Here is a 25,870-nt window from a genome sequence, read left to right on the forward strand (position 1 = left end):
CCCTGTTACACCGACCTCACTCCCGCCACGTCGCGGTGTGAAATTCAGATGACGCCGGCCGCGCCGAACCACATGTCGTTCGTGTGAACACTGCCGAATGTTGCTGCGTCGACTTGGCACCGCGCGCGCCGATGGGCAATGTGGATGTGGTCCAACACTATCGATGGAGATGACGATGACCACCCCGATCATGCCGAAAGCCGATGCCGCAGAGCTGATCAACGCCGCACGGATACGCCAGGGACTCACCTGGGCGACGATCGCCGAGAAGATCGACGCCCCCCTGGTCTGGACCGTCGCGGCGTTGTTGGGCAAACACCCGGTCCCGGCCGCGAAAGCCACCGCCGTCGTGGAATTGCTGGGTCTCGGCGAAGGTGTCGCGGAGAGCCTGCGTCAGCAGCCCACACGTGTGGCCGACGAGGCCGTGGCGAGCGATCCCACCATCTACCGCTTCCACGAGGCGATCGCCGTCTACGGGCCCGCGCTCAAAGAACTCATCCACGAGGAATTCGGTGACGGCATCATGAGCGCGATCAACTTCAAGATCGGTTTCGAACGCCGGCCGGACCCGAACGGCGACCGGGTGATCGTGACCTTCGACGGCAAGTTCCTCGACTACAACTGGTGAATGTCACCCGTCAGCGATCGCAGCGCGAGCATCATCGAGGCGTACACGGCCGGTTCGGTGGGGTCGAAACCCAGAACCGTGCGGATACGCTCGATGCGCTGGTAGAGACTCTGCCTGCCGATGTGCAGCGCCGCGGCCGACCGAGTCGCGCTGCACCCGTTCGACAGATGCACCGCCAGCGTCCGGACGAGGTCGGACGACGAGCGTTCATCGTTGGACACCAGCGGTTCCACCAGTGACCGGAGCTCTGCGCGGACCGCGGGGTCGAGCATACGGACGGCATCGTCGGCGAGCAGTTCGCGAGAGGTGAACACCCGGCGATCCGTCCCGAGGCGAGCAGCGGTCGACGCCGCGAGCCCGAGTTGTCGCCCGCACCGGCGCAGCGATTCGGAGAGGACGGCCGCCGTATCCGTGCCCGGCCCGAGATCGTCCAGGCGGCAGGGAGTTCCGACCACGACGGTGGCGCCTGGCAGCCGGTTGCCCCGTGGTACCAGTGACGACACCACTCGGTCGACCGGATCGGGAGTGCCCTGGCCGCCACCGGCCGGCACCGCGACCAATGCGTACACCGTGGCGTCGACGATGCTGCGCGCCACCGAATCCAGCGCGGCCCCGGCGACCGCGGCGTCGGCCATCCGCGGGTCGGGAGCTTCGGCTGCCAGGGGCACCACCACGGTGGGTCCCGCCACGGACACCCCCGCGCCGGCCAAACGTGTCCGCAGGTCCGCGGGCCGCATGGGCCTGCCGTCGACGAGATCTTCGACGAGCCGCGCGGCCAGGGCCGATCCGCGGACACCGGTACGGGTCAGGCCGACCGCCACGGGACCGGCAGCCGCGCGCAGCAGGCTCTCGGCGAACGGATTCGGGCCGGCGTCGGCACGCTCGCCCACGACCAGCCGCGCCATCGGACGCCCCTTGCTGAGGACCACGGCCTCGGCCACGGCCCGGTCGACGATCCGCCACGCCGCTGAGTCGTCGTCGACGCCGTGTGCGGACAGCAGCGCGTCGGAGGTGGACACGAGAACGACCGGGGCACCGAGGATCTCGGAGAGATGACCGAGCATGGGTGCGACGCCGGCACCCGCCGCCAGGTCGTCGTGTAGGGCGTCGACGAGCGTGGAGCGAAGACGCAGTTCGTCGACCTCACGCGCGGCGATCGAGGTGTTGACCGCGCGGCACACATCGATGAACGGGACCACTGCCCGCAACTCGATGATCGGCAGCCGGGCCACCGAGCCGGCCCTCACCATCTCCTCGGGCACGCTCTCGAACGTGCGGCCCACCTCGATCGCCACCGCCGCGACGCCACGCTGCGCGAGGTCCTGGACGTAGTGTTTGCGGGTTCCCGCGTCCAGCCCACGCAACCCGAGTCCCGTCGTCAGCAACAGCTCGCCACCGGTGAGCAGCGGTCCGATCTCGTAGATCTCGCTCGAGTGCACCCACCGCACCGGCGCGTCGAGGTGCTCGTGGCCGCTGAGAATCCGAGGCTCGGCCGCGGCCAGCTCGTTGTCGAGGATCTCTCGCAGCGTCGGCGTGACGGTGTTCGTCGAGTGTCGGCCGGATGTCATGAACCGAGACACTATGCACTGGCCACGTCCTCTGCAGGGCGACGATCTGTCAGTTGCGGCTGCCGATGCCGCACGGCACTCTCGACTGCATGACGCTCTCGCTCCCCGACCGCGCCGGTCTCGACCTCTCCGGGATGCTCGATGTCGCCTACCAGCAGGCACGTCAGGGCCTCGCCGAGGGCGGCATCCCGATCGGCGCGGCCCTCTTCGCCGCGGACGGCACCGTGCTCGGCGCGGGCCACAATCGGCGCGTGCAGGCCGACGACCCGTCGGCACACGGTGAGACGGATGCGTTCCGCGCCGCAGGGCGGCAGCAGGACTACGCCTCGACGATCATGGTGACAACTCTGTCGCCGTGCTGGTACTGCTCGGGTCTCATCCGTCAGTTCGGCATCGGCACGGTGGTCATCGGCGAGCACACCTCCTTCTACGGCGGCGAGGACTGGCTGCGCGATCACGGGACGGAGGTCATCGTGCTCGACGACGAGCGATGCACGACGATGATGTCGTCGTACATCGCGGCGAATCCCGCGGTGTGGAACGAGGACATCGGGATCGCTCCCGCCGATGCGACGGAGCGGAAGGCATGACCGACAGCCCCGTCCTCACCGTCGACCTCAGCGAGTGGCACTCCGGAGGAGCTGCCGCACAACGGGTGTGCGCCGCCGTCGACGAGTCACTGCAGCGCGCCGGGTTCCTCCTCGTCACCGGGCACGGGCTCGATCCCGAGTTGCCGCGGTCCCTTCGCGCGGCGGCCCGACGCTTCTTCGCTCTCCCCACCGACGTGAAGACCAAGTACTCCGTCGGCGTCGGCGGTCGCGGCTGGATCGGGCCGGGCAAGGAGGCCAACGGCTTCTCCGAGGGCACCGAGACTCCGCCGGATCTCAAGGAATCATTCACCTCCGGCGCGCAGACACCGGTGGGCACATCCGAGATCGACGATTACTGGTTCGCTCCGGACGTGTGGCCGGACGAGACACCCGAACTCCGGGAACTGTTCACCGCGTGGACTTCTCAGATGAGGAAGCTGTCCGATGACCTGCTCGGGCTGATGGCCGCCGCGCTCGGCCTCGCCGGTGCGGACAACCCGTTCCGGAACCTCGCGTCGAACCCGACGTGGTCGTCCAACATCAACCACTACCCGCCGCTGCACGACGTCGGACATCCTGAACCCGGCCAGTTCCGCATCGGACCGCACACCGACTTCGGCACCGTCACCATTCTCGACCGTGAGCCGGGCGCCGGTGGGTTACAGGTCTACAGCGAGCAGTCCGGCTGGGCCGACGCGCCGTGGAACCCCGAGGCCCTGACCGTCAACATCGGCGACATCCTCGAATACTGGTCGGCCGGACGCTGGCCCGCGGGTCGGCACCGCGTCCTCCCACCGCAATCCGACGCACCGGCCGAGGACCTCGTCTCGCTGATCTTCTTCTACGAGCTCGACCACGACGCGCTCGTCTCTCCCCTCGCCCCGCCTGTCGGGCGCCGCGCCGGACTCGAGCCGGTGGTCTCGGGGGACTTCATCAGGCAGCGCCTGGACGCGATCACCGTCGGCTGATCCCTGATCCCAGCGGGGTTCGGGCCTGGTTCCGACCGGAAATCGACCGCCGCGCACGGGGCAGCGTGTGCCCGGTTGCGAGCGCGTTCTCCCGGTCAGGCCCGCTCGCGCATCACCCCGACGTGACGGACCGTCCCGGAGATGCCGGGGATCTGCCTCACCGGCGTCCAGGTGCGCATTCCATCGGTGCTGTCGGAGTACAGATATCGCCCGTTCCGGTAGGCGTCGAGGTACATGCGCCAGGCACCGTTCGGAAGCTGGACGACCGCCGGCCCTTCGACGAGGAGACCCCAGTTGCCCGGCGGCACGAAGCGGTAGGGCCCCAGCAACGACGTCGCGACCCCGTGCTGGATGAACTTCTTCGTCTCGTTCTTGGTGAACGCGTGGTAGGTCGGGCCGACCTTGATGACCGTGGTGTCGATGTGATCCGCACCGATGCTCAACAACGGGACGGGCGGGCTCCAGATACGCAACCCGGGATCGAGCGCCGTCATCACATAGGGGACGAAGCCACCCCCGGTGGACATCGACAGGATCACGCTGACCCGGCCACCCTCGACGAACCACTCGGGAGCCCAGGCCTTGGTCGTGAAGGGCGACAACGAGGGACCGTCGCTCGAACCCGCCGACCCGGACGAGCCGGGCCCGCTCGACGAGCCGAGACCCCGGCCGTCACCCGTGCCCGGAAGGAACGCGCAGCACAGCGGCACCGGCCAGTTGTACAGGAAGCTCCAGTTCACGCGGTCGCGGCTGCGCGCGAAACCGATGCTGGCCCCGTCGGCGGTCGTATACGTCACGTAGTACCAGCCGTCGGTGTGCCGGAAGATGCTCGCGTCTCGGACGTACCCCGTCGGCGGCCGATAGGCGGACTTGCGCACCATGCGGTACTCGAGGCCGTCGGTGGACTCGTACACATCCATGTCGCGCGCACTCGAATTGCTGAACGCCACCATCGTGTAACGCCAGCCCGAAGGGGCGGCGTCGCTGCCCGCCGGTGTCGGGACGAGCAGTCCGGCCACCGACAACAACACCACGGTCACGGCGGAGAGGACGGTTCGTCTGGAAAGAGTCACCGGTGCAGTATCGACGACGATCGGCACGCGATGTGCAACTTTCGCCCGGAAGGTCGATAAGCGTCCGCCGTGCCGCCAGCCGCACGGACCACCAGTGCGAGTCCGTGCGGCCGGCGAGGATCACGGAGTCCGCTGGAGACCCCGGCGTCTCTAGCTGCCGTTGGCGTACAGCGCCAGGAGCGGACCGATGAACGCGAACAGGACGGTGAGACCGATATCAGACGAGGACACTGAACACCTTTCGACATGAGTCAACTTCGACTGCCGGTGAACCGGACTGCTCACCGACCAGATCACACACTCCCACGGCCGAGTGTCGTTTGTCAGGCAAATGAGCCACAAACCCGTTCCCGCGCAGTGTAATTGAGCGATACCGAACGGCCGGTCGTCTCAGTCAGGCGTCCAAGTCGGTCCGTCGCCTCGACGCCCGCAATCGCCTGTCGAGATCGGCCATCAGATGCGTGGATCGCGACGCCCCACCGCGCGGTTCCGGGTATCGGCACAACACGTCGACGAGTTCGGGCGGCGTCCGTCTACACACGGCCTCGATCGCTTCGTCGCCTACACCGGGGTCGTTGCCACTCTCGAGTTCGGCGATGAGCGCCCGGTTCGTCGGCGCCCGCAAGATGTGCCCGACCTGGTGCGCTTTCGCGATCGGATGCAGATAGGCGGCCGCCGCAGCGTCGCCGGCGGCTTGTGCGGCCAGTCGCGCGACTTCCGACGGCGCATCCTTCGCAGCCCGGTGCGCCGCAAACGCCGTAGTCCGCTGCAGCGCGGATCTCTGTGCACCGCCGACGAATTCCCGCGCCGCCTCGATGGCTGCGCGCGGCCGCTCATCACCGGGCAGCGCTCGCTCGAAGACCGGCAGTACTTCTGCAGCCCACTCCGTTGCATAACGCACGACGACGCGCAGGTCGTCGTCGGTCAACTCGAAGTCTGCCATCGGCCGAACGCTAGCAGCGTCCTCACCCGGTCGTGGACAACCCGTCGGCACCCGGGTCGCGGAGCATCGAATGTACGACGAGACCCGTGTCGACCGGAGTCGTTGCGGTGACGACGAACCCGACGCGTTCGTAGATCATCACATTGCGATCGTCGGAGGTCTCGAGCGCGACCAGTGCACCCGGAGGAGTCTTGTCGTCGAGCACGGCCAGCCCGGCGCGGACCAGCGAGCTCCCCAGACCCTTGCCCTGGCTGCCCGGTCGGACACCGAGTGTCACCAGGTGCCATGCGCCCGCCGGAGGCGCGGGTGTCTCAGCCCCGGTGACCGCGGCCAACCGGTCGCCGTGCAGGTCGGCCACTTCTGCCTGGAACTGCTCGTCCGGCGCCGGCACATCCGGGGGCAGCAGAGCGATCACGCCGCACCGATCCGTGGTGACCAACACGACGCCGTGGTCGAGGGCATATCCCAGATACATCCGTTGAAGTCGTTGCAGCCGTTCATGATAACGGTCCTCGGGAATGGACCATCTGGTCCAGGGATAGGCGTCGAAAGCGGCGGCGAGAGTGCCGGCGGCATCGTCGAGATCCGCGATGGTCGCATGGTCGATGGAAATGTCACTGCCCTCGAAGGTTTGCGTCGGGTGTCGGGTGGTCGGCGGGCCACACTACCGCGTAATCACATTCGGTCGACAACGATTTTCTCGCGGCCCCGCGGGAGATCCGCTGTGCGCAGGTCAGAAACACCTGAGAGTCCGCGTCGAGCTTGTCAGGAAATCCGCAGGATATCTGTAGCCCTGTTCACATGAGGTCCGGGCATCGTGGTGCCGTGAACACGCCTCAGACCCCCACGCCGCAGACCCCCGACCACGATCCGATCACCGAACCCTTTGTGCCGCCCCGCGGACCGGCGCAACCGCCGGGTCCTTGGTTGATGAATCAGCACATCACCCCGCCGCCCACGTCGCCCCTGCCGCCGCCGGCGATGCCACCGGTGTCGCGGCCACGCGCCGGGGTGACAAGGCCGATCATCGTGACCGCGTTGCTTGCCGGGCTACTCGGTGGCGCCGTCGGCATCGGGGGCAGTGCGCTGCTCGGGCACGACGCCGCCTCGGTTCCGGTCCTCAGCTCGCAGTCGGCCGCGGCGGCCAATGTCGCGGACGCGCAACCCGGTTCGGTGACCTATGCCGCGAGCGTTGCGTCGAAGTCGACGGCCGACATCAAGGTGCAGACCGCGAACGGCACCTCCGTGGGCAGCGGGATCGTCCTGTCCCCCGACGGATATGTTCTGACCAATCATCACGTCGTCGCAGGCGCCGGTTCCGGGAGCACGATCGTCGTCACCACCGGCGACGGACACCAGCACAAGGCGACCGTCACCGGGACCTCCCCGTCGTACGACCTCGCAGTGATCAAGCTCGAGGGAGCATCCGGACTCACCCCGGCGGCGCTCGGCGACTCGGACGCGCTGAAGGTGGGCCAGCAGGTGGTGGCCGTCGGCAGCCCCGACAGCCTGTCCAACACGGTGACCTCCGGCATCGTCAGCGCGCTGTCGCGCACGGTGACCGCCGGGGACGAGAGCGGTTCGTCGCTCACCGTGTACAACGGCCTGCAGACCGACACCCCCATCAACCCGGGCAATTCCGGTGGGCCACTGGTGAATCTGCAGGGACAGGTGATCGCGGTCAACTCGGCGGTGGACACCGGCCAGGCCGCGTCCGGCGGTCCGCAGTCCTTCGGGCTGGGCTTCGCCATCCCGATCAATACCGCCAAGCGCATCGCGAATCAGCTGTTGCAGGACGGCCAGGCGACCAAACCGGTTCTGGGCGTGTCGGGTTCGCTGTCGGCCGGCGACCAGGCCGAGGGCGCGACGGTGTCATCGGTGCAGCAGGGCGGCCCCGCCGCGGCTGCGGGAATCCGGCAGGGCGATGTCATCACCAAGATCGGGGACACCACCGTCGCCGATTACGCCGACCTCATGGCGCAGATCCTCACCCACAAGCCCGGTGAGACCGTACCGGTGACCATCGGTTCGGGCTCCGATGCCCGCACGGTCGAGGTGAAGCTGGGCAGTGCCGTCGACAAGCAGGAGACGACGGTGCCGGAGTCCGGAAGCGGATCGGGCGGCTCTCCATTGCCGTTCGGCGGCAACCCCTTCGGCCGGATCCCGTGACGTCAGCTCGGTGAGAGTTGCTGGGCGAGCATGACGATGATGTCGCTGGGGCCGCGCACGTAGGTGAGTTTGTACAGGTCCTCGTAGGTGGCGACGCCGCGCAACGGATGACACCCGTGCCGCGCCGCCACTTCGAGGGCTGCGTCGATGTCGTCGACCGAAAACGCGACGCGATGCATCCCGATGTCGTTGGGCTGGGTGGGCCGGGTCTCGACGGCCTCCGGGTGGATGTACTCGAAGAGTTCTAGGCGCCCGTGCCCGTCCGGGGTCTGCAGCATGGCGATCTTCGCGTGATTGCCGTCGAGCCCGACGGCGGTGTCGGTCCACTCCCCGCTCACGGTGTCCCGGCCGATGACGTCGAGACCCAGGTCGGTGAAGAAGGCGATCGCGGCGTCGAGGTCGCGCACGGCGATGGCGACGTTCTCGAATTTGATGGGCATGACCGCCACGCTAGTGGTCGCCCCCGACGAATACGACCTGTCCGGTCTTTGGGCATCAGTTGAATGTGAGACGGGGAGCCAATGGCGCGTGAATTCAGCAATAGGTATCGCTGAGCGATACCTATTGCTGAACGCTCAGCCGCGGTACTTGGTGAGCAGCTCATGCGGAAGGTGGCACGCGCTCTCCGGGAAGCGCGCGAGCCGGTGCTGGTGCTCCTCGGCACTCCGCACGTAGTTCGTCAGCGGGAGCACCTCGACGGCGATGCGATCCGCGTCGTCGCGCGCACCGATGAAGGCTCGCGCCTGTTTGAGGTGCTCTGGCCTGTCGGAGTACACGCCGGTGCGATACTTCTCGCCGACGTCGGGACCCTGTCGATTCACGCTGTACGGATCGATGATCTCGAAGAGGTGCACCACCAACTGCTCGACGCTCATCACGCCCGGATCGAACTGGGTCCGCACGCATTCGGCGTAGCCGTCGTACTCACCGTCGAGGGTGAGGGTCGTGCCGTTGGCCCGGCCGGCCTCGGTGAACGTCACGCCCGGCAACGTCGCGACGAACGCCTGCACGCCCCAGAGGCACCCGCCCGCGAGGTAGAGCTCTTCGTTCGGCGCGGCGGAACTCATCGTTCGATCAGACGTTGAACCGGAACTCGACGACGTCGCCATCTTTCATGACGTAGTCCTTGCCCTCCATGCGGACCTTGCCGGCGGACTTGGCAGCGGCCATCGATCCGGCGGCGTCGAGGTCGTCGAAGGAGACGATCTCGGCCTTGATGAAGCCCTTCTCGAAGTCGGTGTGGATGACACCGGCCGCCTTGGGGGCGGTGTCGCCCTGGTGGATGGTCCAGGCCCGCGATTCCTTCGGACCGGCCGTGAGATAGGTCTGCAGACCGAGCGTGTGAAAACCGGCCCGCGCCAACGATGTCAGGCCCGGCTCGTCCTGGCCGATGGAGTCCAGCAGCTCCTGCGCGTCCTCCTCGTCGAGTTCGAGGAGTTCGCTCTCCACCTTGGCGTCGAGGAACACCGCATCGGCCGGTGCGACGGCGGCACGCAGTTCTGCCTTCTTCGCGTCGTCGGTCAGCACGCCCTCGTCTGAGTTGAAGACGTAGAGGAACGGCTTCGCGGTCATCAGGTGCAGCTCGCGCACCGACGCCAGGTCGAACGAGTCCTTCTGCGAGAACAGCGTCTTTCCGCTGTCGAGGAGCTCCTGCGCCTTCTTCGCGGCCGCCAGGGTCTCGGCCAGGTCCTTGTTCTTGCGCGCGTCCTTCTCCAGGCGCGGGATGGCTTTCTCCAGGGTCTGCATGTCGGCCAGGATCAGCTCGGTCTCGATGACCTCGATGTCGGCGAAGGGGTCGACGCGACCGTCGACGTGGACGACGTCGCCGTCGTCGAAGACCCGGACCACCTGGCAGATGGCGTCGGCCTCACGGATGTTGGCCAGGAACTGGTTGCCCATGCCCTCGCCCTCCGATGCGCCCTTGACGATGCCGGCGATGTCGACGAAGGACACCGTGGCGGGCAGGATCCGCTCGCTGCCGAAGATCTCCGAGAGCCGATCGAGCCGACGGTCCGGCAGTTCGACCACGCCGACGTTGGGCTCGATGGTCGCGAACGGATAGTTCGCCGCAAGCACGTCGTTACGGGTCAGGGCGTTGAACAGGGTCGACTTACCGACGTTGGGCAGACCGACGATTCCCAGGGTGAGACTCACGGGCGCCCAGTCTATCGGCAGGCGGTGCGGCGTCCGCCGGGGCGTGGCGTCCAGCGCCTCAGTCGCGGTCGAGCAATCCCTTCACCGGGTTCGGCGGATCCTTCGGCGGGTCCTTGTCCGGAACGCCGACCTGCGTCGTCACCGGGGTGTTCGTCGGTGGCAACGATTCGCCGGCCCGCTCGGCGATCTGCTCGTTCAGGTAGCGCAGGACGACGGCCAAGGAGGCCACCGCAGGCACCGCGAGGAACGCGCCCGTGATTCCGAACAGCGTGCCGCCGAGCGTCACCGACAGGAGCACGATCACCGCGTGCAGATCCATGGACTTGGACTGCAGCCACGGCTGCAGCACGTTGCCCTCGAGCTGCTGCACCGCGAGGATGATGCCGAGCACGATGAGCGCGGTGGTCAGCCCGTTGGACACCAAGGCGATCAAGACCGCGAGGGCCCCGGCGACGAATGCACCGACGATGGGGATGAAACCGCCGAGGAAGGTGATGACCACCAGCACACCGGCGAGCGGGACACCCAGGATGAACAGGCCCAGACCGATGAGCGCGGCGTCGACGAAGCTGACGATCGCCTGCGTCCGGATGAAGCCCCCGAGGCTGTTCCACATGCGGGTCAGCACCTCGCCGAGGTGATTGCCGGAGGGCTTGCCGACGGTGCGGTCGAGCCACGGCACGAACTTCGGGCCGTCCTTGAGGAAGAAGAACACCAGCACGAGCGCCGTGAACATCGTGATGAGAACCGAGGTTGCGGTACCGACGCCGCTGAACACGCCGGCCGCGATCGTCGAGGCGCTCGACTGGAGCCGGCCGGTGATCGTGTCGACCATGTTGTCGAGCTGCTTGTCGTCGAAGTTCAGCGGCGGACCCTGCACCCATTCCTGCAGACGTTCCACACCATCGGTGGCACGACTTGCCAGTTCGGGAGCCTGATCCACGACCGACGGCACGATCAGCCCGACCACCCCGCCGAGGACCCCGAGTCCGACCAGCATCATCAACAGCGACGCCCCCGCGGCCGGGACCCCGTGGTTGCGCATCCACCGGACGGGCGGCCACAGGATGGTGCACACGATGATCGCCAGCAAGATCGGAAGCAGGATCACCCAGAACTTGCCCAGCAGCCAGAAGAGCACCCAGGTCGCGGCGGCGACCAGCACGATCTGGAGCCCGACCGTCGCGCTCGAGCGCAGGCCCGACATCATCACCTGGGCGCGAGTCGGGTATGACTTCTCCCCGCCGCCGAGCACCGCGTCGCCGCCGAGGACGGCATCGGCACCGAGCTTGCTGGTCTCTTGTCTCGCGTCGGCGGACGTGTCGTCCGCGCGCTTGTCGTCCGAGCTGTCGGTCACCCGAGGATCCTCACACATCGCGGTGACAAAGCGACATCGACGCGGCGACGATCGGCCGAACATGCGATCGGCCGACGACGCGATCAGCGGCGGCGGAGCTTTCGCCCCAGGAAACGGACCAGCGAGTTGATCGCCTCGAGTTCCGCGTCGACGTGATTGAAGACGGCCGGGCAGTCCCCACCCTCGCCGGTCCCCCCGCCCGATCGCGGTGGGCGGTCGCCGTCAGCCGACGAGAGTGCGTGCTCGGCACACCGCGGCGACGGCTCGACCGGCGGAGGCACGACACCGAGTTCGGCCTCCTCGGCGCACACACGCCTGATCGTCTCGGGGCCGTAGAGGCCCATCATCATCTCCAGCCCCCATGCGGGGAGTCCGGTGAGCGGGAGGTCGTCGTGCCGGCTTCGTCGGCGGCCATCGAACCGGGTCGTCATGGCGCCATGGTGCCACAGAGATGTTACCCAGATCACAGTTTTCGCCCGCTCGGTGGGACGGATGCTGTCGTGTCCGAATCCCGCCAGACCGCGTCGCCGCCGGGTGACACAGTGAACGGGTGACCACAGGCACCGCAGCAGAACCCGACACCGGAGGTGGCGCGCCGGACTTCGACCGGTGCTACCGCGCCGTACAGGCCCGCGACGCCCGTTTCGACGGACAGTTCTTCGTCACGGTCCGCACCACCGGAATCTATTGCCGGCCGTCGTGCCCGGCCCAGACGCCCCGGCCGGGCAACGTCGCGTTCGTTCTCACCGCCGCGGCCGCCCAGCAGCAGGGCTTCCGCGCCTGCCGGCGTTGCGCACCCGATGCCGTGCCCGGGTCCCCGCTGTGGAACATCAACGCCGACATGTCGGCTCGCGCGATGCGGCTCATCGCCGACGGTGTGGTCGAACGCGAAGGCGTCGAGGGCCTCGCCACGCGCCTGCGGTACTCGCCCCGACATCTCACCCGAGTGCTGACCCGGCATCTGGGCGCCGGGCCGCTCGCGCTCGCGAGGGCACACCGCGCCACCAACGCCCGCGTGCTCATCCAGTGCACGACGATGCCGATGACCGACATCGCATTCGCCGCCGGGTTCGCGAGCGTCCGCCAGTTCAACGACACCGTCCGCGCGGTCTTCGGACTTACCCCGACCGAACTCCGTCGACTTCCCAGCCGGAAGAGAAATCCGAACGACGACAACGATTCCGCCCCGGGGAGCGTCACCCTGCGCCTGCCGTTCCGCGCGCCGTACCGATGGCCGTGGATGCGGTGGTTCCTGCACGCACACGCCGCCGCGGGCGTCGAATCGGTCGTCGACGCCCCGGGCAGCCCACATGGCTGGCGCTATCGGCGGGTCCTCGCACTACCGCACGGCCCGGCCTCGGCGGAGGTGGAACCGCGAGACGACCACGCCGTCGTCTCGCTCCGCGGACTCGACATGCGCGATCTCGGTGTAGCGGTCAATCGGATACGTCGTCTGCTCGACCTCGACGCCGACATCACCGCCGTCCAGGACGCGCTCGCCGCCGACGACACGATGCGACGACTTCTCGACCGGGCGAGCGGGCTCCGGGCGCCCGGCAGTCTGGACCCGGCCGAGACCATCATCCGGACCATGCTCGGTCAGCAGGTCAGCCTCGCCGCCGCCCGCAACCAGATCGACCGTCTCGTCGACGTCCTCGGTGAACCCGTCGGCGACTCGCTCGCCGTCGCGTCCGAAGCATCGACGGCAGATGACGATCCACCGTCGAAGTCCTTTCCGACGCCGAGCGTCATCGCCGCCCGCGGACACGAGGTCCTGCGCGGGCCGAGGCGCCGGGTCGACGCCGTGATCGCCGTCGCCGAAGCGCTCGCCGAAGGTCGGATGGAACCGCATGTGGGGGTCGATGCGTCTGATCTTCGTGCCCAGCTTCTCGAGTTGCCCGGGATCGGCCCCTGGACCGCCGACATCGTCACGATGCGGGTCACCGGCGATCCCGACGTCCTGCTCACGAACGACCTCGTCGTGGTCCGCGCGGCCGCCGACCTCGGAATCGATCTGCGGGACACCGGGCACTGGGCACCGTGGCGCTCGTACGCGACCATGCACCTCTGGCGACACCGACTCGACGCCGCCGGACAGGTCGTGTGACGAGCAGACTTCCGACGACCGCGTCGCGGTTCGGTCTCCGTACCGATGACGACCTCACCGATCCCCGCCGTACCGATTCCCCAGCCGTACCGATCTCTCAGGAGTGACATGTCCGCACCGACCACCACCCCCGACACCTCCGGCTCCATAGCGAGCGGCACCGAACCAGCCGACACCGAATCCGCCGGCACCGTCCCGGCCGGTCACGAAACCACCGGTCCCACAACGACAATCGGTATCCATGCCACCGTATCCACACCCAACGGTCCGTTCACGGTCGTCGCCGACTCCGACCACAACGTCCTGGCGTCGGGGTGGACCGACGACCCCGCCTATCTGACGGCACTCGTCCACCGCGCTCTGCGGCCGGGATCACTACAGCCATCGGCCGAGCTGGGCGAGATCACCGACGCGGTGTCGGCCTACTACGCCGGCGATCTCGCCGCACCGTCGCGCATTCCCGTCGTCCAACGCTCCGGAGGGGTGTTCCTGGGCCCGGCCTGGGACGCCCTGCGCAAGGTCGAGGCCGGACACCCCGTGACCTACACGCGCTTCGCCGAACTGGCCGGGCAGCCGGCGGCGGTCCGGGCCGCGGCCGCGGCCTGCGCCCGCAACGCGGCCGCGCTCTTCGTGCCGTGCCACCGGGTGAAGCGCAGCGACGGCACCCTCGGCGGTTTCCGGTACGGCCTGCCCACGAAGCTGTGGCTGCTCGACTTCGAGGCAGGGGCAAGCGACGCTTCGGACGAGCACTAGCCGGCGCTGAACCCCGACGGTCTGACCGAACTTGTCGGGGGTGTCCGACACCATCGACGACATGACTGCTGCTGCGCTCTCCCTCGTCGTCGGCCTCGTCCTGGGCATCGCGCTGGGTTGGTGGGCGCATGCCGCCCGCAGCGCCGCCACCGTGTCCGCCGCTCGCGCCGAGGTGGAGATGCTGCGCGCCGGCCGGGAGGACGTCGCGTCCTCGCTGTCGTGGGCAACCGAGGACGCGGCCCGGCGGCAGTCGTCGGCGATCAGCAGTTCGGTCGCCCACATCGTCGAGCCGTTGCGCGCCAACCTGGCGCAACTCGCCGACGAACTGCGCAGGGTCGAGAACAACCGGATCGGCGCCTACGCGGGCCTGACCGAGCAGGTGCGCGGAATCCACTCGGCATCGGTCGCGCTGAACGATCAGACCCGGCAGCTCGCCAACGCGTTGCACAGTCCCCACGCACGCGGCCGGTGGGGGGAGGTCCAGCTCGAGCGTGTGGTCGAGCTCGCCGGTATGACCAAACACTGCGACTTCAGCACACAGGTGTCGGTCACCGACACGTCCGGCGCCAACGGTTCGGGGAACGGCCGGGGTTCCACCACACTGCGCCCGGACCTCGTCGTCCATCTCGCCGGCGGCCGCGACATCATCGTCGACGCCAAGGTGCCCCTCGACGCCTACCTGCGTTCGGCCGAGGCCACCGACTCCTCCACTCGCGACAGACTCATCGGCGAGCATGCCCGCGCATTACGCGCCCACATCGCACGACTGTCCGCCAAGTCCTACTGGTCCGCCTTCGACAACACGCCGGAGATGGTGGTGCTGTTCCTGCCCGGCGACGTCGTCCTCGAAGCCGCTGCGCGCACCGATCCCGATCTGCTCGAGTTCGGCTTCGCCCGCAACGTGGTCATCGCCACCCCGACCACCCTCATCGCCCTGCTGCGCACCGTCGCGCTCGGCTGGCGTCACGACGCGATGGCCCGCGACGCCGCGGTCATCCACGACCTCGGTCTGCAACTCCACCAGCGGCTCGCCGGCGTCCTCGGTCATCTCGGCTCACTCGGCACGTCCCTGCAGCGCACGGTCGACGCCTACAACTCGACGATCGGTTCGGTCGACAGCCGGCTGGGCGTCACCGCCCGCCGTCTGGCCGAGCTCGACGCCCTGGGCGACGTCCCCGAGGCCCCGCGACCTCCAGTGATCCACGACACCTGCCGCGCCGCGGGGGCGGTGGTCACACCTGGGACGACGACGGAGCCGGCACCGACGCCACGGCCCGGGGGTGGAACGAATTCCGTCGACGAACCGGTACCGTGACCATGTGCCTTCCCCGCAACGTCTCCAAACCGCGGTACCGCTGGACCAGCAGTCGGTACTGCCCGCGGTCCGCGGTGTGCCGTGGTGGGGCGCCGTTCTCCTGGGTACCGGGATCACGGGCCTCGGCGCGGCCATCGACGCCGGCAGCAACGATTCGCTCGGGTCGATCTACAAGTTCTGCTACCTCGTCGGCTGTGTGATCGCCGCACTGGCCGTCCGCCGCCGGGCGCTGTTCACCGCCGCCGCGCAGCCCCCGCTCATCGCGTTCTTCGTCAGTATCGTCACCCTCTACGGCCTCAACTCCGAGCAGGCATCGTCGGGTCTGAAGAGCTTGATCTTCAACGTCCTGCTGCCGATCGCCGCAGACTTCCCGTGGATGTTGACGACGTTCCTGGTGACGCTGGCGCTCGTGCTGGCCCGGTGGTTCCTCACCCGCGACCCCGCCGAGTCCACGAACCGTAGGACCCCGAACCGCGACAAGTCGGGCCGCAACCCGACTACCAAGGCCACGACCACCAAGGCCACGACCGACAGCGGCACCGACCGTCAACGCGGACGCGCGACATCGCATCGCCGTGCCAAGGGAGCCGGATCGGCCGCGGATACCCCGCCGGCGTCGCCCGCCGACAAGACCCGATCCGCCGAGCAGGGCGCGCCGCCCGCTCCCCCGGCGGAGTCGCCCGCCTCGAGGACCACCCGCGCACCGAAACCGCAGGCCCCGAAGACCCAGACCGCTCCGGGCAGCCGTCGCAAGCCCCGCACCAACGGCGCCCCCGACCGGCCGTCTCCGCCATCTCGCTCGGCGAGTGCTTCCCGTTCCGCGTCGGGCACACAGCGACCGACGGTCGCCGATCTCGCGGCGCCCGACCTCACCCCGTCGGACGCCTCGCCCGCCCCACCGCGCCGCTCGGACATCCCCACCTACGAGTCGGCCACCGACACGCCCCCGGCCGGGGTCGGCGACACCCGGTCCTGAGGTCTCAGCTCTCGACGTTGAGTTCCAGCCATCGCCCCAGGCGACGGGCCGCGGCGTCGACGAGATCGGGCCACTCCATCGCGCCCTCGTCGGCGTTGTCGGTGACCGCCTTGACCAGTCGGCAGGGCACGCCGAACTCGGTGCTCACATGCGCGACCGCGCACCCTTCCATGTCGACGAGGTGTGCGTGCCGCGCGAGTTCTCGTCGACGAACCGGATCGGCGACAAAGGTGTCACCGGAGGCCAGCACGGTGCCATCGCCGCCGGGAAGCTCCCAGCGATCGGTCATCTCATAACCCATCGCCCGTAGCTCGGTGCTGCTGATGTCGTGCTCGAGCACTGCCGACGGCAGGAAGAGGCCCAGCTCGGCGTCGCCGGTGACGCCGTCGCGCAGGGCACCGGCCGTGCCGATGTTGATGACCTCGGTGACCGGTGGGCCGCCGGCCAGCTCCCGGCTCAGAGCCATCGTCGCCCGCACCTTGCCGATGCCGGTCACGAGCACCCGCGTGCCGGGTGGCACATGTCTGGCCTCGGCACGCGTCGCCGAGACGACGAGGACACTCTGCAAGGGACCACCGGTACGACTCACGCCGTCGATTATCGCGTGCGTCATCCACGCGCGAGCGCCGAGGACGCCCGCGCCGCCCGGCCCAGCGATGACCCGTATCCGGGACCGTGGCCCGCGGCGTGCACGGCGAGCGGATGCAGTTGATGGACCTCGACGCGGTCCTGCCAGCCGGACACGAGCGGGTGGGCGTCCCGGTACCCGTCTACGATCGCGTCGAGGTGCGGACACCCGAACAGCGCGAGCATCGCGAGATCGGTCTCCCGATGAGCGCCGTGCGCGGCCGGATCGATCATCACGACACCATCGGGAGTCCACATCACGTTGCCGTTCCAGAGATCGCCGTGGATCCGCGCGGGCCCCTCGTCGTCGTCGAACACGCCGCCGGCGATCAGCTCACACGCGTCGCGGACCGCGTCCTCGTCGGCGGCGGTGAGGTTTCCGGCCTCGCGGGCGGGAACCAGATAGGGTTCCACCCGTTCACGGGCGTAGAACTCGCCCCACGACTCGTATTCGACGGAGCTGAGCGCCCGCCGACCGATGAAGAGCTGGCCGGAAAACGGCGTTCCCGCCGAATCGGCAGGCGGAGAACCGAAGTGCGGAGCGCCGGCGTCGTGCATCCGAGCGAGCGCGGCCCCGAAGTCCCGCGCGGCCGCGCGCGTCGGACGTCCGGGTTCGAGGCGTTCCAGCTCGATGGTGTCCTCACCGGCCGAGATCACCCGTACGACAGGTGCTCCCGCCTCGGCGAGCCAGCGTAGTCCGGCGGCCTCGGCCGCGAAGAAGTCCGGATGACCGCCCGGCGGACCACTGTCACGCAGCGTCTTGACGAAGGTCGGGGACACGGGCTCACCGGGGCGAATGCTCGTCGGCCGCCTTCGCCTCGAGGCTCTTGGCGCTCACCCGGGCGAGCCGGTCGAACCGATCGTTGGCCACCCGCATGGCGATCTCATAGGGCAGTGCGAACTTTCGCGCCCACCAGTATCCGAAGCGGATGTCGAACGAGGTGTAGACCAGGAAGCGGTTCTTGCGGACACCCTTCAGGATCGCCGCCGCCGCGACGTCCGGCGACACCGCGACTTTGTGGAAACCGTTGATGGCGGCCTTGACCCGGGGATTCTCGCGGTCGAGGCCGACGATCTCGACGGAGTCCACCAGCGGTGTGTCGACCCCGCCCGGGCACACCAGGGAGACACCGATCCCGTGGCGCCGCAGGTCGAATCGCAACACCTCGGACACGCCGCGCAGACCGAACTTGCTGGCGCTGTAGGCGGCGTGCCACGGCAGGGCCAGCAGGCCGGCGGCCGACGACACATTGACGATGTGACCGCCGCGGCCTCGCCGGATCATCTGCGGCACAAAGCTTTCGATGATGTGGATCGGCCCCATCAGGTTGACGTCGACCAGCTTTCGCCAGTGGCGGTGTTCCAGGTTCTCCACCGTCCCCCACGCCGAGATGCCGGCGATGTTCATCACCACATCCATGACCCCGACCTCGGCGTCGACCTGGCGGGCGAAGCCGGCCACCCAGTCGAAATCCGAGACGTCGCCCGCGACGTGATAGAGAACCGTTCCGTCGGCCGCGGTGATGGACGCGACGACCTCGTCGAGCTGGTCGGCGTGAAGGTCGGTGAGCACGAGTTCGGCGCCCCGGGCGGCGGCGGCCTGCGCCGTCGCCCTGCCTATTCCGCTCGCCGCGCCCGTGATGAGGACCTTGCGGCCGCGCAGCGACGGCACCGGGGTGTCCATGAACAGCAGCTCTCTGAGACCCATGACGCGAGGTTAGCCGTCCGCCGCGGCGGACCTCAGCCGATCGGCGGATCGGCAGGTCGGGCCCGCCTTCGCGGGACCCGACCCCGCACACTCAGCCGATCGGCAGCTTCCCGTCGAACAGTCCGTAGACGATGGTCAGCATCGCCTTGAGCACCTGCGCGGACACGTCTTGCCCCTGAGTCATCAGCAACCGTGCCACCGCTTCGGGATCCTCCGTGGCGAGAAGCTGCTCGACGAACGGGATCACCGAGGACAGTCCACTCGCGTCGTCGGTCGGCGTCGACGGCGCCGGGCCGGCTCCGGTGGCGGCGTTCCCGTTGACGTAGTTGAGGATTCCGTCGGTGATGGCCATGGCGTACTTGACCTGGCCCTCGCGCGCGGCGAGTGCCCTGGCCTCCCCCGGGTTGGCCAGGTTGCCCATCTCGATGAACACCGCCGGCACCTTGGTCAGGTTCACCGCCGCGATGTCGGAGCGGGTCTGGATGCCGTCACGGACGCCGGCGTAGTTGGCCGACGGGAACCCGGCCTTGACGAAGGCGTCCCGCATCGTCGTCGAGGCCTTGCGTCCCTCGCCGGACTGCACGCGATCGACAGTGGGGTCGGGCACCGGGAGCGACGGCACGATCATGTGGAAGCCCTTCTTGGACTCGTCGGCTCCCCGCGCGGTCGAGTCGGCGTGCAGACTGACCGCGACCGCGGCGCCGGAACGGCTGGCCGCCGCGGCCCGTTCGTCCACACACCCGCCCCACCCGGTGTCGTCCGGGCGACTCAGGACCACCCGGGCCCCCTGACTCTCGAGACCTGCTTTGACGAGCTGCCCGATCTGCCAGTTGACGGTGTGCTCCCGGGCGCCGTTGACGCCGGTGGCACCGCTGGTCTGGCAGTCCTTCTTGCCGCCGCGCCCGTCGGGCACCTGCGCCCTCAGGTCGTGGCCGGCCGCCGAGGCCTGGTGGCCCGGGTCGAGGAAGACCGTCTTGCCCGCGAGGGCCGTCCCGCGTGCGGGGGCCGCATCGGCGGCGGGCGCAACCAGGTTCGAGGCGACCACCGTCGACGTGGCGGCGGCCACCGCGAACGCGATGGTGGTCAGGCGTTGTGTCGTCGTCTTTCGGAACATGCTCTGTCGAGGCCGTGACGCACGCAGATGCGTGATCACTTGCCTCACTCCCTCCCATTGAGTACCACTGGTCACACTGGTCACAGACTTAACAGTGAAACAAATGAACCGGGGAATCCGAAATGGTCGTCCTGGCACAACCGGTTTTCGTTAGGGAGATGTGACTTACGCATCGGCGTGTACGTGACATGCCCGGCGCGTCGCGGGTCAGTCCACCAGGTGGCGAAGGATCCCGAGGATCCCGTTCTCGTCGGCCGCATCCTCCGGACGCGCGACGGCGGCCTCGAGTTCGGCATTCACCGTCGCCACATCGAGGCCGCGCCCGATCGCGACCAGGTCGGTGGTCGGGCGCCGGTCTCCCCACGGCTCGCGCAGCACCCGCACGAAACCGCCCACACCGTGCACGACGAACCGCTGACGGTGCCGTGGCACATCGAAGTGGACGACTCCCTTGATCCGGAAACAGCCGGCCGGCGGCCGTTCGAGGAAACGGGCGAGGCGCCGCGGGTCCATCGGCCGGTCGCTGGAGAACGACACCGACTCGTACGCCGCGTGCAGATGCTCGTGATGATCGTTACCGGCGTCCGCCAGCAACAGCTCGTCGAGGGTCAGCTGACCGGGACGAGTCTGTTCCACCTCACGACGGGCCACGTCGAACAGCAGCTCCGGGTCGATCGCGGCGTTCCGCGTGGCCAGGCGCGGAGCGGTTGTATTGAGCTGTGCGACAAGCTCTTCGACAGCACGCAGGGATTCCTCCGGGATCAGGTCGACCTTGTTCACGAGAACGAGATCGGCGATCGCGACGTGACCGTCCAGCTCCGGGTGCGTCCGACGTACCTCGTCGAGATGCGCCGCATCGACCACGTACACCAGTCCGCCGTAGCGCAGCCGAGCGTCGGCCACCGACGTCACCATGCGGATGAGCGACTTGGGTTCGGCGATCCCGCTCGCCTCGATGACGATGGCATCGAGCCCGACACTCGGACGGACCAGCGACGCCAGCGCGTCGGCGAGGCCGTCGGCGTCGACGGTGCAGCACATGCACCCGTTCCCGAGGCTCACGGTGCCGTCGGCCTGCGCCGACACCAACAGTGCGTCGATGTTGACCTTGCCGAAGTCGTTGACCAGCACCCCCAGGCGTGTGCCGGTGATCCCGGCGGACCTCAGCAGGTGGTTGAGCAACGTCGTCTTCCCCGAGCCCAGGTACCCGGCCACCACGACGACCGGGACCGGGCCGCGACGTTCGGGTGTCCCCGCGGCGCTCATCCCAGGCAGTCGGGACAGATCACGGCGAGGTCGCGTCCGTCTCGATCGGGATGATTGGCGACATTGCTCGTCGGACGGCCGCAGTCGACGCACCGGCCGAGCACCTCCGCGTGGTCGGAGAACTCCACGCCCATGCGATCGTCGAAGACGTACAGCGATCCCTGCCACAGCCCGTCGTCGCCGTAGCGCTCGCCATAGCGCACGATCCCGCCGTCGAGTTGGTAGACCTCGGAGAACCCGCGGTGACGCATGACCGTGCTGAGGACCTCGCAGCGGACCCCGCCCGTGCAGTAGGTGACGATCGGCCGGTCCTTGAAGTGATCGAAGGCGCCGCTCTCGATCAGCGGCACGAAGTCCCGGGTCGTGCGCGCCTTGGTCGTGACCGCGCCGGCGAATCGTCCGACCTGCGCCTCGATCTCGTTGCGCCCGTCGAAGAAGACCACGTCGTCACCGCGGGCGTCCACGAGCTCGTGCACCTGCTCCGGGCTCAGCCTCGTCCCCGTGCCGACCACGCCGTTCTCGTCGACCTCGATCTCGTCGGGAACCCCGAAGGTCACGATCTCGGGGCGGACGCGCACGCTCAGCCGCGGGAAATCACGGCCGGTGCCGTCGGACCACTTGATGTCCGCTCCGGCGAACCCGGGGTACGCACGGGTCGTCCTGACGTACCGTTTGACCGCGGCGATGTCGCCTCCGACGGTGCTGTTGATCCCGTGGCGTGACACGATGATCCTGCCCCGGACCCCGAGCGACTCGCACACCGCCAGCTGCCACAACCGGATGGCCTCGGGATCCGGCAGCGGGACGAAGACGTAGAAGAGAACGATCTTGGGGGTCGGCACAGTGCAAGGGTACGTAAATCAGCGACCCCACCCCGAATCCACATCGGGGTCCCGCGACCGCCGATTCCTGCGCGTGATCTGCGCTACCGCGGCAATCGGGACGCTGATCGTTTCGGTCGCGCTCGCCGGCTGCTCATTGCCGTCCGAGTCGGGCCCCTCTCGAATCGTCATTCCGCCCACCGACGAGTTGTCGACGGTGACCGAGACCGAGTCCTCGTCGACGACTTCGACAACCGGAGAGGACACGGCACAGAATCTGCCCGATTGGACAATCGGACGGGTGGTGGCGATGGCCCCGCGCGTCGACAATTCGCGTTTCCATCAGGGCTCGGTGACCGAGGATTCACCACTGCAGGACTCATCCGGTTTCCATTTCTCCACACCGGACCGGGCGGTGAATTGCTCCACCGGCACCAACGGTTCGTCGGCACTTGCGTGCCGCATCGACGACGAGCGGGACGACGACCCGACTCGACCTCCCTCGTCTGCCCCGGCGGCCTGCGACTGGGAGCGGAATCTCGCCGTCCTGGGACCGGACGGGCCGCAGCGTGGTGCGTGCGCCAATCGATATCCGGTTCTCTATCGGAGTTCGATTGTGGACTTCGGCCGCACCATTTCCATATCGCGCTTTTCTTGTCTCGTTGAGACCGTGGGGATGTTTTGTCTCGAATCGCGATCCAAATCAGGATTTGCAATCACCCCGAACGGTTACCAAACGATCTATGCGGCAGATCGCGCACCTGAATCGTTGGTGAGCGTGTCCCCCGAGGAATCGGACGAATCGTCCCGGCGGACGGGTGGGGCAGACCCCACGGACGAGACCACACCGACATCGAACCGGACCGCCACTCCTCGTAACCCGACGTCGCGGACCAGCACCGAGCCGACTCGCTAACAATCGGTCGTGTCTCGACTTCCCTAATGCTTTCTAATGATTTATGGTCTAGGCGGGGGTTCTCAGCAAGTACTCATGGTTTGAGTCTAAGCTGTGCACAGTTGGAATAGATCAAAACGGGGGGACGCAGGTTTTGGGACCTCGCGCGTCCGTCTTGGTCGGATGACACAATTCGAGGGGACAAGTATTTCATGGCGAAAAAGGAAATCGTTCAGGTCATCGACGATCTCGACGGCAAGGTACTGGATCAGTACGAAACCGTCCGGTGGTCGCTCGATGGAAAGAACTATGAGTTCGACACATCGTCGAAGCATGCGCAGCAATTCCGCGATTCGCTGTCGAAGTACCTCGACATCTCCCGTCAGACCGGCCGCGTGACCAAGCGTGCAGCAACGGCCTCGACTGCGACCGGAAGCGGCCGCAACAAGGAGACCACCAAGGCGATTCGGGAATGGGCCATCAAAGAAGGCTACGAACTGAGCGACCGCGGCCGTATCCCGCAAAGCATCATCGAGGCGTTCGAAGCCGCACACTGATCGGTCAGACCTGACCGTCACCGACGACGAGACCTACTGCCCGGCCGCACTTCGCGCGCCGGGCGGTAGGCGTTGGGAGGGCTGTTCACGGTGAGGTCCTTCACCCCGCTGTCGGCTCCCGTGGACCCGGTTCGTGCGCTCGAGCGCATCTCGTGGCTGCTCGAGCGTCGTCGAGAGAGCACCTACCGCGTCGAGGCCTTCCGCCGCGCCGGGCAGGCGGCGGCCGGGCTGGATCCGTCCGAACTCCATGCGCGGGCCGTCGCCGGCACCTTGACCGCGATCAAGGGCATCGGCAAGACCACCGCGGCCGTCATCGCCGAGGCCATCGACGGCGAGTTGCCGGGGTACCTCGCACGGCTGCAGAGCGAGGATCCGCCCACCGCCCCGGGCGAGGCCGAGAACCTCGTCGAGGCCGTGGTCGGTGACCTGCACGCCCATACCGAATGGAGCGACGGCGGGGCGCCGATCGACGAGATGGCTGCCGCCGCGGAGGCGTCGGGTCACGACTGGCTCGCGATCACCGACCATTCGCCGCGCCTGACGATCGCGAACGGGCTCAGCGCGGAGCGGCTCGCCTCTCAGATCGAGGCGATCGATGCCTGGAACGCCGGTCACACAAGCGACTTCCGTCTCTTTCGTGGCATCGAGATCGACATCCTCGACGACGGCGCGCTCGATCAGTCCGACGAGATGATCGCCCGGCTCGACGTCGTGACCGCATCTGTGCATTCCAATCTGCGGATGGCACACGATGCCATGACCGCCCGGCTCGTCGCCGCGGCCTCCGACCCCCGGGTGCACGTCCTCGGCCACTGCACGGGCCGGCGGGTGCTCAGCGGGAGGGGCCACCGTCCGCCCTCGACCTTCGATGCCGAGGCCGTCTTCGCCGCGTGCGCGGCCCACGACACCGTCGTGGAGATCAATTCCCGGCCGGAGCGGGTCGACCCGCCCGACGAATTGATCGCGATCGCCCTGGACGCGGGATGTCTGTTCGCGATCGACTCCGACGCACACGCGCCCGGACAACTCGACTTCAAGATCCTCGGCGCCCAGCGGGCCGCGGCGCACGGGATCGATCCCGAGCAGATCGTCACGACGTGGTCGTCGGAGCGGTTGTCGGAGTGGCTCTCTCGATGAGCCGGCAGAATCGGGTGGGAAATGCGCCGCGCTCGGTCGTCAGCTCAGGGCGCCGACCCGGTCCCGGATCACCGGCAGCACGCCTTCGGCGAACCAGTGCGCCTCCTCGATGTGCGGGTATCCCGACAGGATGAAGTGTGAAAATCCTTCGGACTCGTATTCGCCGATCAGCCCGGCCACCTCGTCGTAGCTGCCCACGAGTGCCGTGCCGGCTCCGCCGCGGATGAGGCCGACGCCCGCCCACAGGCCGGGATGGATCTCGAGTGCGTCGCGACGGCCGCCGTGCAGTTGCGCCATCCGGCGCTGGCCGGTCGAGTCCGAACCCGAGTGCAGGGCGAAGGCCGTCGCGATCTCCTCGTCGGAGATTCCCTGCAGCAGGGTGTCGGCGACCCGCCACGCCTCCTCCGAGGTCTCGCGCGCGATGACATGGAGTCGCACACCGTATTCCAGTGACCGGCCGACCGTCGCCGCGCGGCGCGCCACCTCGGCGATCTTCTCCCCCGCCACCGCGGGCGGTTCACCCCACGTGAGGTAGACCTCGGCCCGCGCAGCGGCCACCGTCAGCGCCGGATCCGACGAACCGCCGAAGAATATCTGCGGCTTGACGGCCGGCGGGTCCGGCAGGAACGCCCCGGCGATCTGATAGAACTCACCCTCGAAATCGACGGTTTCACCGGCCCAGAGTCCCTCGACGATCTGCACGAACTCGTCGGTGCGCGCATATCGGCGGTCGTGGTCGACCCAGTCACCGAAGCGTCGTTGTTCGACCTCGTCGCCGCCGGTCACGATGTTGACCGCGATTCGCCCACCGGAGAAACGCTGTAGCGTCGCGGTCTGCTGGGCGGCGAGGGTCGGTGAGATCAGGCCGGGACGGAACGCCACGAGGAACTTCAGCTGGTCGGTGTGCGTGATCGCGGCCGCGGTCGTGAGCCACGCATCCTCACACCAGGTTCCGGTCGGGGTCAGTACGCTCTCGTAGCCGAGCCGATCGGCGGTGCGCGCGACATCGATCAGATACGGCAGTTCCGGCGCCCGATAACCCGGCGGATGACGCTTCGTCGCCGACGCGTGCGACGCTCCGACGATTCCGCGACTGTCACCGGCGGTCGGCAGAAACCAGTGGAAATGACTCATGGGCGTGTTC

General features: G+C 68.1%; 27 protein-coding genes. 11 read left to right on the top strand and 16 right to left on the bottom strand.

Annotation, left to right across the window (positions count from 1 at the left end):
- Positions 1-175: 175 nt before the first annotated feature.
- Entirely contained in the window at positions 176-628 is a 453-nt protein-coding gene (gene cynS, locus KTR9_RS18430) for a cyanase (protein WP_044508091.1), read from the top strand.
- Here cynS and KTR9_RS18435 read toward each other — a convergent pair.
- Positions 616-2,196 carry a PucR family transcriptional regulator gene (locus KTR9_RS18435; protein ID WP_049942629.1) on the bottom strand — a complete coding sequence of 527 codons (1,581 nt, stop codon included), beginning with the start codon at positions 2,194-2,196 and terminating at the stop codon, positions 616-618. The genes cynS and KTR9_RS18435 overlap by 13 nt on opposite strands.
- Before the next feature lie 89 nt (positions 2,197-2,285).
- Here KTR9_RS18435 and KTR9_RS18440 point away from each other — a divergent pair, with 89 nt between their 5' ends.
- A complete protein-coding gene (locus KTR9_RS18440; RefSeq protein ID WP_238553937.1) occupies positions 2,286-2,786 on the top strand; it encodes a nucleoside deaminase in 501 nt (166 codons plus the stop codon).
- Positions 2,783-3,754 (top strand): isopenicillin N synthase family dioxygenase, encoded by a 972-nt coding sequence (locus tag KTR9_RS18445; RefSeq protein ID WP_014927635.1) that lies wholly within the window; start codon positions 2,783-2,785, stop codon positions 3,752-3,754. Before KTR9_RS18440 ends, KTR9_RS18445 begins: the two co-directional genes overlap by 4 nt.
- Before the next feature lie 95 nt (positions 3,755-3,849).
- Here KTR9_RS18445 and KTR9_RS18450 read toward each other — a convergent pair whose 3' ends face one another.
- The 3 genes from KTR9_RS18450 to KTR9_RS18460 form a co-directional block, all read right to left on the bottom strand.
- On the bottom strand, positions 3,850-4,827 hold the full coding sequence (locus KTR9_RS18450; protein ID WP_238553938.1) for an arabinofuranosidase: 978 nt from the start codon (positions 4,825-4,827) through the stop codon (positions 3,850-3,852).
- A 394-nt stretch (positions 4,828-5,221) separates the two neighbouring features.
- On the bottom strand, positions 5,222-5,770 hold the full coding sequence (locus tag KTR9_RS18455; protein ID WP_010843407.1) for a putative immunity protein: 549 nt from the start codon (positions 5,768-5,770) through the stop codon (positions 5,222-5,224).
- Positions 5,771-5,792: 22 nt separating this feature from the next.
- Positions 5,793-6,245 carry a GNAT family N-acetyltransferase gene (locus KTR9_RS18460; RefSeq protein ID WP_014927637.1) on the bottom strand — a complete coding sequence of 151 codons (453 nt, stop codon included), beginning with the start codon at positions 6,243-6,245 and terminating at the stop codon, positions 5,793-5,795.
- A gap of 326 nt (positions 6,246-6,571) precedes the next feature.
- On the opposite strand from KTR9_RS18460, the gene KTR9_RS18465 reads away from it, so the two are divergent.
- Positions 6,572-7,939, top strand: coding sequence for a S1C family serine protease (locus KTR9_RS18465; protein ID WP_014927639.1), 1,368 nt, complete (start codon positions 6,572-6,574; stop codon positions 7,937-7,939).
- A 2-nt stretch (positions 7,940-7,941) separates the two neighbouring features.
- Here the strand turns inward: KTR9_RS18465 and KTR9_RS18470 are convergent, their stop codons facing one another.
- The 5 genes from KTR9_RS18470 to KTR9_RS18490 form a co-directional block, all read right to left on the bottom strand.
- Positions 7,942-8,379, bottom strand: coding sequence for a VOC family protein (locus KTR9_RS18470; protein WP_044508095.1), 438 nt, complete (start codon positions 8,377-8,379; stop codon positions 7,942-7,944).
- A gap of 135 nt (positions 8,380-8,514) precedes the next feature.
- Complete coding sequence (locus tag KTR9_RS18475) at positions 8,515-9,006, bottom strand: peptide-methionine (S)-S-oxide reductase (protein ID WP_044507044.1); 492 nt, start codon at positions 9,004-9,006, stop codon at positions 8,515-8,517.
- A gap of 7 nt (positions 9,007-9,013) precedes the next feature.
- Positions 9,014-10,093: a redox-regulated ATPase YchF gene (gene ychF, locus KTR9_RS18480; RefSeq protein WP_014927642.1), complete on the bottom strand. Its 1,080-nt coding sequence runs from the start codon at positions 10,091-10,093 to the stop codon at positions 9,014-9,016.
- Positions 10,094-10,151: 58 nt separating this feature from the next.
- Entirely contained in the window at positions 10,152-11,450 is a 1,299-nt protein-coding gene (locus KTR9_RS18485) for an AI-2E family transporter (RefSeq protein WP_014927643.1), read from the bottom strand.
- Positions 11,451-11,533: 83 nt separating this feature from the next.
- Complete coding sequence (locus KTR9_RS18490; RefSeq protein ID WP_193363201.1) at positions 11,534-11,881, bottom strand: hypothetical protein; 348 nt, start codon at positions 11,879-11,881, stop codon at positions 11,534-11,536.
- Positions 11,882-12,000: 119 nt separating this feature from the next.
- Between KTR9_RS18490 and KTR9_RS18495 the strand changes: the two genes are divergently transcribed.
- From KTR9_RS18495 to KTR9_RS18510, 4 genes are all read left to right on the top strand, one after another.
- Positions 12,001-13,557 (top strand): DNA-3-methyladenine glycosylase 2 family protein, encoded by a 1,557-nt coding sequence (locus tag KTR9_RS18495; RefSeq protein ID WP_014927645.1) that lies wholly within the window; start codon positions 12,001-12,003, stop codon positions 13,555-13,557.
- Between the two features lie 108 nt (positions 13,558-13,665).
- Entirely contained in the window at positions 13,666-14,310 is a 645-nt protein-coding gene (locus tag KTR9_RS18500; protein ID WP_148281211.1) for a methylated-DNA--[protein]-cysteine S-methyltransferase, read from the top strand.
- Between the two features lie 61 nt (positions 14,311-14,371).
- Positions 14,372-15,625: a DNA recombination protein RmuC gene (locus KTR9_RS18505; protein WP_035717750.1), complete on the top strand. Its 1,254-nt coding sequence runs from the start codon at positions 14,372-14,374 to the stop codon at positions 15,623-15,625.
- Positions 15,626-15,629: 4 nt separating this feature from the next.
- Positions 15,630-16,601: a DUF6542 domain-containing protein gene (locus KTR9_RS18510; RefSeq protein WP_014927648.1), complete on the top strand. Its 972-nt coding sequence runs from the start codon at positions 15,630-15,632 to the stop codon at positions 16,599-16,601.
- Positions 16,602-16,605: 4 nt separating this feature from the next.
- Here KTR9_RS18510 and KTR9_RS18515 read toward each other — a convergent pair whose 3' ends face one another.
- The 6 genes from KTR9_RS18515 to trhO form a co-directional block, all read right to left on the bottom strand.
- Positions 16,606-17,214: a nucleosidase gene (locus tag KTR9_RS18515; protein ID WP_014927649.1), complete on the bottom strand. Its 609-nt coding sequence runs from the start codon at positions 17,212-17,214 to the stop codon at positions 16,606-16,608.
- On the bottom strand, positions 17,211-18,008 hold the full coding sequence (locus KTR9_RS18520; RefSeq protein WP_014927650.1) for a fructosamine kinase family protein: 798 nt from the start codon (positions 18,006-18,008) through the stop codon (positions 17,211-17,213). Before KTR9_RS18520 ends, KTR9_RS18515 begins: the two co-directional genes overlap by 4 nt.
- A gap of 4 nt (positions 18,009-18,012) precedes the next feature.
- Positions 18,013-18,936, bottom strand: a complete 924-nt coding sequence (locus tag KTR9_RS18525) for an SDR family oxidoreductase (protein WP_014927651.1) — start codon at positions 18,934-18,936, stop codon at positions 18,013-18,015.
- A gap of 91 nt (positions 18,937-19,027) precedes the next feature.
- A complete protein-coding gene (locus tag KTR9_RS18530) occupies positions 19,028-20,050 on the bottom strand; it encodes an N-acetylmuramoyl-L-alanine amidase (protein WP_010843422.1) in 1,023 nt (340 codons plus the stop codon).
- 207 nt (positions 20,051-20,257) lie between these two features.
- Positions 20,258-21,316, bottom strand: a complete 1,059-nt coding sequence (locus KTR9_RS18535; RefSeq protein WP_014927653.1) for a CobW family GTP-binding protein — start codon at positions 21,314-21,316, stop codon at positions 20,258-20,260.
- Positions 21,313-22,158 carry an oxygen-dependent tRNA uridine(34) hydroxylase TrhO gene (gene trhO, locus KTR9_RS18540; RefSeq protein WP_014927654.1) on the bottom strand — a complete coding sequence of 282 codons (846 nt, stop codon included), beginning with the start codon at positions 22,156-22,158 and terminating at the stop codon, positions 21,313-21,315. The genes KTR9_RS18535 and trhO overlap by 4 nt, the downstream gene beginning before the upstream one ends.
- Before the next feature lies 1 nt (position 22,159).
- On the opposite strand from trhO, the gene KTR9_RS27025 reads away from it, so the two are divergent.
- From KTR9_RS27025 to KTR9_RS18555, 3 genes are all read left to right on the top strand, one after another.
- Positions 22,160-23,053: a hypothetical protein gene (locus KTR9_RS27025; protein WP_014927655.1), complete on the top strand. Its 894-nt coding sequence runs from the start codon at positions 22,160-22,162 to the stop codon at positions 23,051-23,053.
- 191 nt (positions 23,054-23,244) lie between these two features.
- A complete protein-coding gene (locus tag KTR9_RS18550; RefSeq protein ID WP_010843425.1) occupies positions 23,245-23,589 on the top strand; it encodes a histone-like nucleoid-structuring protein Lsr2 in 345 nt (114 codons plus the stop codon).
- A gap of 90 nt (positions 23,590-23,679) precedes the next feature.
- The gene (locus tag KTR9_RS18555) at positions 23,680-24,726 is read left to right on the top strand and encodes a PHP domain-containing protein (protein ID WP_014927656.1); all 1,047 of its coding nucleotides are present in this window, start codon (positions 23,680-23,682) and stop codon (positions 24,724-24,726) included.
- 39 nt (positions 24,727-24,765) lie between these two features.
- On the opposite strand, the gene KTR9_RS18560 is transcribed toward KTR9_RS18555, so the two are convergent.
- The gene (locus KTR9_RS18560) at positions 24,766-25,860 is read right to left on the bottom strand and encodes an LLM class flavin-dependent oxidoreductase (protein WP_014927657.1); all 1,095 of its coding nucleotides are present in this window, start codon (positions 25,858-25,860) and stop codon (positions 24,766-24,768) included.
- Positions 25,861-25,870 lie beyond the last annotated feature (10 nt).

It is taken from the genome of Gordonia sp. KTR9 (assembly GCF_000143885.2).
Taxonomy (GTDB): domain Bacteria; phylum Actinomycetota; class Actinomycetes; order Mycobacteriales; family Mycobacteriaceae; genus Gordonia.

Excerpts from the sequence above, each read along its gene's own strand:
- cynS (WP_044508091.1), top strand. The coding sequence starts at position 176 with ATGACCACCCCGATCATGCCGAAAGCCGATGCCGCAGAGCTGATCAAC.
- KTR9_RS18435 (WP_049942629.1), bottom strand. The coding sequence starts at position 2,196 with ATGACATCCGGCCGACACTCGACGAACACCGTCACGCCGACGCTGCGA.
- KTR9_RS18440 (WP_238553937.1), top strand. The coding sequence starts at position 2,286 with ATGACGCTCTCGCTCCCCGACCGCGCCGGTCTCGACCTCTCCGGGATG.
- KTR9_RS18445 (WP_014927635.1), top strand. The coding sequence starts at position 2,783 with ATGACCGACAGCCCCGTCCTCACCGTCGACCTCAGCGAGTGGCACTCC.
- KTR9_RS18455 (WP_010843407.1), bottom strand. The coding sequence starts at position 5,770 with ATGGCAGACTTCGAGTTGACCGACGACGACCTGCGCGTCGTCGTGCGT.
- KTR9_RS18460 (WP_014927637.1), bottom strand. The coding sequence starts at position 6,245 with ATGTATCTGGGATATGCCCTCGACCACGGCGTCGTGTTGGTCACCACG.
- KTR9_RS18465 (WP_014927639.1), top strand. The coding sequence starts at position 6,572 with ATGAGGTCCGGGCATCGTGGTGCCGTGAACACGCCTCAGACCCCCACG.
- KTR9_RS18470 (WP_044508095.1), bottom strand. The coding sequence starts at position 8,379 with ATGCCCATCAAATTCGAGAACGTCGCCATCGCCGTGCGCGACCTCGAC.
- KTR9_RS18475 (WP_044507044.1), bottom strand. The coding sequence starts at position 9,006 with ATGAGTTCCGCCGCGCCGAACGAAGAGCTCTACCTCGCGGGCGGGTGC.
- KTR9_RS18490 (WP_193363201.1), bottom strand. The coding sequence starts at position 11,881 with ATGACGACCCGGTTCGATGGCCGCCGACGAAGCCGGCACGACGACCTC.
- KTR9_RS18500 (WP_148281211.1), top strand. The coding sequence starts at position 13,666 with ATGTCCGCACCGACCACCACCCCCGACACCTCCGGCTCCATAGCGAGC.
- KTR9_RS18505 (WP_035717750.1), top strand. The coding sequence starts at position 14,372 with ATGACTGCTGCTGCGCTCTCCCTCGTCGTCGGCCTCGTCCTGGGCATC.
- KTR9_RS18515 (WP_014927649.1), bottom strand. The coding sequence starts at position 17,214 with ATGACGCACGCGATAATCGACGGCGTGAGTCGTACCGGTGGTCCCTTG.
- KTR9_RS18525 (WP_014927651.1), bottom strand. The coding sequence starts at position 18,936 with ATGGGTCTCAGAGAGCTGCTGTTCATGGACACCCCGGTGCCGTCGCTG.
- KTR9_RS18530 (WP_010843422.1), bottom strand. The coding sequence starts at position 20,050 with ATGTTCCGAAAGACGACGACACAACGCCTGACCACCATCGCGTTCGCG.
- KTR9_RS18535 (WP_014927653.1), bottom strand. The coding sequence starts at position 21,316 with ATGAGCGCCGCGGGGACACCCGAACGTCGCGGCCCGGTCCCGGTCGTC.
- KTR9_RS18550 (WP_010843425.1), top strand. The coding sequence starts at position 23,245 with ATGGCGAAAAAGGAAATCGTTCAGGTCATCGACGATCTCGACGGCAAG.
- KTR9_RS18560 (WP_014927657.1), bottom strand. The coding sequence starts at position 25,860 with ATGAGTCATTTCCACTGGTTTCTGCCGACCGCCGGTGACAGTCGCGGA.